This window comes from Actinomadura soli, assembly GCF_005889715.1.
GTDB classification, from domain to species: Bacteria; Actinomycetota; Actinomycetes; order Streptosporangiales; family Streptosporangiaceae; genus Spirillospora; species Spirillospora soli.
Genome location: NZ_VCKW01000427.1, coordinates 1 through 4501 on the forward strand (window position 1 = coordinate 1; position 4501 = coordinate 4501).

The 4501-nt window shown below is 72.3% G+C and carries 7 protein-coding genes and 1 pseudogene; 3 read left to right on the forward strand and 5 right to left on the reverse strand.

Annotation, left to right across the window (positions count from 1 at the left end; translation table 11 throughout):
• A partial coding sequence (locus ETD83_RS39750) for an Acg family FMN-binding oxidoreductase (protein ID WP_138650419.1) occupies nucleotides 1-910 on the reverse strand: 910 nt, incomplete at its 3' end.
• A gap of 238 nt (nucleotides 911-1148) precedes the next feature.
• Between ETD83_RS39750 and ETD83_RS39755 the strand changes: the two genes are divergently transcribed.
• Nucleotides 1149-1790 (forward strand): response regulator transcription factor, encoded by a 642-nt coding sequence (locus ETD83_RS39755; RefSeq protein WP_407921559.1) that lies wholly within the window; start codon nucleotides 1149-1151, stop codon nucleotides 1788-1790.
• A 51-nt stretch (nucleotides 1791-1841) separates the two neighbouring features.
• On the opposite strand, the gene ETD83_RS45615 is transcribed toward ETD83_RS39755, so the two are convergent.
• The 4 genes and pseudogenes from ETD83_RS45615 to ETD83_RS39775 all read right to left on the reverse strand — a co-directional run bounded on the left by ETD83_RS45615 (nucleotide 1842) and on the right by ETD83_RS39775 (nucleotide 3538).
• The gene (locus ETD83_RS45615; RefSeq protein ID WP_268920541.1) at nucleotides 1842-2024 is read right to left on the reverse strand and encodes a universal stress protein; all 183 of its coding nucleotides are present in this window, start codon (nucleotides 2022-2024) and stop codon (nucleotides 1842-1844) included.
• 79 nt (nucleotides 2025-2103) lie between these two features.
• Nucleotides 2104-2163, reverse strand: a pseudogene (locus ETD83_RS45620) (hypothetical protein); the annotation flags it as partial.
• Nucleotides 2160-2657, reverse strand: coding sequence for a flavodoxin domain-containing protein (locus ETD83_RS39770; protein ID WP_138650422.1), 498 nt, complete (start codon nucleotides 2655-2657; stop codon nucleotides 2160-2162). The pseudogene ETD83_RS45620 and the gene ETD83_RS39770, both read right to left, overlap by 4 nt.
• Nucleotides 2654-3538 carry a universal stress protein gene (locus ETD83_RS39775; RefSeq protein ID WP_138650423.1) on the reverse strand — a complete coding sequence of 295 codons (885 nt, stop codon included), beginning with the start codon at nucleotides 3536-3538 and terminating at the stop codon, nucleotides 2654-2656. Before ETD83_RS39775 ends, ETD83_RS39770 begins: the two co-directional genes overlap by 4 nt.
• Nucleotides 3539-3679: 141 nt before the next feature.
• Between ETD83_RS39775 and ETD83_RS39780 the strand changes: the two genes are divergently transcribed.
• Nucleotides 3680-3967, forward strand: coding sequence for an SHOCT domain-containing protein (locus tag ETD83_RS39780; RefSeq protein WP_205718152.1), 288 nt, complete (start codon nucleotides 3680-3682; stop codon nucleotides 3965-3967).
• On the forward strand, nucleotides 3964-4501 hold a 538-nt coding region (locus ETD83_RS39785; protein ID WP_268920542.1), incomplete at its 3' end, for a P-type ATPase. The genes ETD83_RS39780 and ETD83_RS39785, both read left to right, overlap by 4 nt.

Genomic DNA, 4501 nt, shown 5'->3' on the forward strand with positions numbered 1-4501 from the left:
CGTCACCGCAGAAACGAGCCCGGATGAACGCGCGAAGTTCCGGAACCTGCAGCGCCTGCGTGTGGTAAACGGCAGCCAGGTCGTGCTCGGCGGCCCGCAGCAGGACACGCTGCAGCGCCTGCCCCGCGTCCAGCCACGCAGCGGGTGTGTCATCCCCGGTGACCAGCAGGAGCACGGCTCCGGCGCGGAGCGTCCCGTCGTCGTCGGACGGCTCGACGCCCCAACCTTGGCCGCGCGCGAAGTCGCGGGCCGGGAAGTGCGGCTCGGTCCGCGGAGTCTGCCGGGGGTAGGCGCCCTGCTGGACGCCGTCCTTGCGGGACGTGGTCGGCGCCGGCGCCCAGCGAGCGATCTCCGCCGCGTACGAGGACGTGCATTGCTGCACGTGTTCGGCGGCGTCGGTCAAAGCCGCCAAGGTCCCCTTGACATGCGCGTCGACGGCCTGGATGAGCCGGCCGCCCTCCTGCTCGGCGGCGTGCCGCAGCGCCGTCAGGACGCCGGCGCCGACCGGATCGGGCCGGAACCCGCCGCGGTGGCTGCGACGGCGCCGGATCTGCGCGTACTCGCGCTCCACCTCGTCGCCTGCCCGCTCCCTTTGCGACTCCAGGTGGACGTCGGCGAGCAGATGCGGCCGGTCGGGGTCGGGCAGCAGCCGCACGACGGGCTCGAACCCTTGCATGCGCAGCGAGAGCCGCAGGTTGTACAGCGCGGCGCCGCAGCTGATCAGCATTTCGCGGCCGTCCGGGTCCGCGACGTCCAGCCGGCGGTCGGCGTCGGCGCGGACGCTGATCCGCGAACCGCTGATCCCGAACCGCCACGGCTGGGTGTTGTGCACCGACGGCGCCTGCACGGCGTCCTCGACGGCGCGGCGGACGGCGTCGGTCGCGATGTCCGTGCTCTGTGAAGGCATCATCACTCCCCCTTGGTCACCATCCAGCCCACCATCTGCGGCCGACCTGCGGCAGTGCCGAAGGTCCCGGGCGACGGGGCCGTCCGGCCCGTGTCCGGCGCGCCCGAGAACCGGGACGTTCGTCCCTGTGACCGGCCGCCGGGCGCTGGGTAACGTCCATCACGTCACCGCCGAGCCGAGGGAACGATCTGCCATGACCGATCAAGGCGAAGAGAGCGCACGGACCATCAGGGTCTTCTTGATGGACGATCACGAAGTGGTCAGGCGCGGCGTGGCGGCGCTGCTGTCCGCCGAGGACGACATCGAGGTCGTCGGCGAGGCCGGCACCGCGGCCGAAGCGCTGGCGAGAATCCCCGCCGCCCGGCCCGACGTCGCCGTCCTGGACGTCCGGCTGCCGGACGGCGACGGCGTGACCGTCTGCCGCGAGATCCGCTCCCAGATGCCGGAGCTGGCCTGCCTGATGCTCACCTCGTTCGATGACGAGGACGCCCTGTTCGAGGCCGTCATGGCGGGGGCGTCGGGCTACGTCCTCAAGCAGATCCACGGCTCGGATCTGGTCGGCGCCGTCCGCACCGTCGCCACCGGCCAGTCCCTGCTGGACCCGCGCAGCACCGCCCGCATGCTCGAACGCATCCGCACCCGGCAGGAGAAGAAGGACCCGCTCCAGGGCCTGACCAAGCAGGAACGCCACATCCTGGAACTGATCGGCGAGGGGCTGACCAACCGGCAGATCGGCGAACGGCTGTTCCTGGCCGAGAAGACCGTCAAGAACTACATCTCCAACATCTTCGCCAAACTCGGCATGAGCCGCCGCACCCAGGCCGCCGCGCTCGCCGCACAGCTCAAATCCGACTCCTCTCGCTCCAAGGATTGGCGCGAGTAACGCCGGACCGGCCCCACCGGCGCGCCTGGCCGATCAAGCGGCCGCCGCCGCTCAAGGACGGCGGTGCACGATCGCCACGGGGCAGTGTGCACGCAGCAGCATCGCGTGCCCGACCGAGCCGAGCAGGAGCCCGGTGAAGCCGCCGCGTCCGCGTGAACCGACCACCAGAAGGTCCGCGTGAGCCGACGCCTCGGCCAGCACCTGCACGGCCCTGCCTTGAACGGCTTCGGTCACCACGTCGACGTCCGGGAACTTGGCCCGCCCCGTAGATCACGTGCAGGGAGGCGCCTCGGCGGGCGGCCTCGTCGGCGGCCCAGTCGATCGCGAGCAGGCTCGGCACTGACCCGTCGGCGCCCACGATGATCGCGTTCATACGGCAGCCTTTCTCAGGTCATCGGCGATTCCGGTGGCCCATTCGGTGACGTGGTCGCGGTCCCGGTAGTCGCCGCTCATCCGCTTGGCGATCTTCGAGGCGAGGAATCCCCGGGCATCGGGGGTCAGGCGTCCGCCGAAGGTGGCGTGCCCTTTGGCGTTGATCCGGCGGGCGAACTTGGCGACGCCCGGCGCGGGGGCGATGTCCCGCTCTTCGGTGGTGCGGTCGAGCGGGCCGCTGCTGAACAGCCATACCGGGCGGTGCGCCAGCGCGTCGGCGTGGTGCCGGACGAAGCGGCGCGCCTCCCGGTGCCAGCGGCCCGCGTACAGAGCGCCGCCGACGACGGCGGCGTCGTACCCGTCCAGGCTCGTGACCTCGCCGGCCGGGCGGACGTCGGCGTCTACGCCGGCCTGGCGCAGCGCGGCACCGGCCCAGTCGGCGATCTCTGCGGTTCCTCCGCGTTCGGAGGCGTAGGCCACCAGTACTCGGATCATGACGACTCCTTCGCACGCGGGTCGCGCTCATGGGCGATCGCGACCGGGCAGGGCGCTTCGTGCAGCACAGCCCGGGTGACGGCGCCGAGCAAGGTCGTGGGGGACGAGCCGATACCGCGGTCCCCGACGACGAGGAGCATCGCGTCGCGGGCGTTGTCGATCAGCACCCGATGGGCGCGCTGCATGACGAACCTGTCCTCGACCGCGACATCGGGATAGTCGACCAGGCACGGCCCGACGGCGCTGGTGAAACGCGCCTTGGCCTGCTCCTTGACAACCTGCGGGTCGGTGAACGGCAGCCGGTCGGGGCCGGGCAGCGTGGCGGGGTCCCACCATGCGCACACCAGCGTCACCGAGGCATCCCGGAGCCGGGCCTCCCTCAGCGCCAACCGCAAGGCGGCCTCGCTGGCCGGTGAGCCGTCGATCCCGACGACGATCTTCTTCGCGGTGCGGGCTCGTTCATGGGCCGGGACGACGACCACCGGACGGTCGGCGTGCGCCGGGACGTGCACGGCGGTGGAGCCGAGCGGCAGCCGGTGGAAGCCGCCCGTCCCGCGCGCGCCGACCACGATCAGTGCGGCGTCCGCCGACGCGGCCAGCAGCGCTCCGGGCGGCGTGCCCTTCAGCAGCACCGGCCGCACGTCCAGGCCGGGGACGGCCTTCCGCGCGAGCTGGACGCCGTCGTCCAAGGTCAGCGCGCCCATGCGGCGGACGATCTGTACCGCGTCGCGGTCTTCAGGACGCTGCGGATAGGGCCAGTTCCACGCGTGGCACATCTGCAACGGCACGCCGCGCAGGGACGCCTCGGTGGCCGCCCAGCGCAGCGCCCGTTCAGCGGCCGGGGAGCCGTCGAAGCCGACGAGTACATGTCGTGAGTCCATCAGTGCCCACCTCCAGGTCCTCTACGCTGCTCCGGCCGCGACGGGGTGGTCAGAGGCATGGGTCCGTCGATCCGGGGGACCTTCGGCCCTGTCGGCGGGCTGCCCGGGATCGCAGGGTGGAGGCCGTCAGGAGGTGTGGCGATGAACACCGGTTATGCCCTTGTGGTCGCCGCTCCCGGCGATGGCTGGGGGCACATGGGAGACGGCGGCTGGATGTGGGTGTGGGGCGCGGCGATGGTTCTGCTGTGGGTCGCCGTCGTCGGCGCGGCGGCATGGCTGATCATCCGTGCCGCGGCGTCTCGCCGCGTCGATTCGCCCGGTCCCCGCGTGACGGGAATGGAGCGCGCCCGCGCGATCCTCGCCGAGCGGTATGCCCGCGGCGAGATCGGCACCGAGGAGTACGACGAGCGGCTGGCCAAACTGCGATGACGACGGTTCTGGAGCCCTATCGCAGGCCCGCCGCGGACGTCGTGCGCGATCTCGGCGGCGACGCGTCCGACGGCCTGACGTCTGGCGAGGCGGCGGAACGGCTGGAGCGGGACGGCCCCAACACGCTGCCCGCCGCCCGCGGACGCGGCCCGCTGACGCGGTTCCTGCTCCAGTTCAACAGCCCGCTGATCTACGTGCTGCTGGTCTCGGCGGCGGTGACGGCCCTGCTCGGCGAGCATGTGGACGCGGTCGTCATCGCCGGCGTGGTGATCGTGAACGCGGTGGTCGGGTACGTCCAGGAGTCCCGGGCGGAGAAGGCGCTCACCGCGCTGGCCGCGATGGCGCGGACGACGGCGACGGTCGTGCGGGACGGCGCGCCGCGCCGGGTCCCGGCGGCGGACCTGGTACGCGGCGACCTGATCGAGCTGGACGCGGGCGACAAGGTGCCCGCCGACCTGCGGCTGCTGCGCACCGACGAGCTGGCCGTGGACGAGTCGGCCCTCACCGGCGAGTCGATGCCCGTCGCCAAGGACC

Coding starts and splice junctions, on each gene's coding strand:
- ETD83_RS39755 (WP_407921559.1), top strand. CDS start 1,149: ATGGACGATCACGAAGTGGTCAGGCGCGGCGTGGCGGCGCTGCTGTCC.
- ETD83_RS39770 (WP_138650422.1), bottom strand. CDS start 2,657: ATGATCCGAGTACTGGTGGCCTACGCCTCCGAACGCGGAGGAACCGCA.
- ETD83_RS39775 (WP_138650423.1), bottom strand. CDS start 3,538: ATGGACTCACGACATGTACTCGTCGGCTTCGACGGCTCCCCGGCCGCT.
- ETD83_RS39780 (WP_205718152.1), top strand. CDS start 3,680: ATGAACACCGGTTATGCCCTTGTGGTCGCCGCTCCCGGCGATGGCTGG.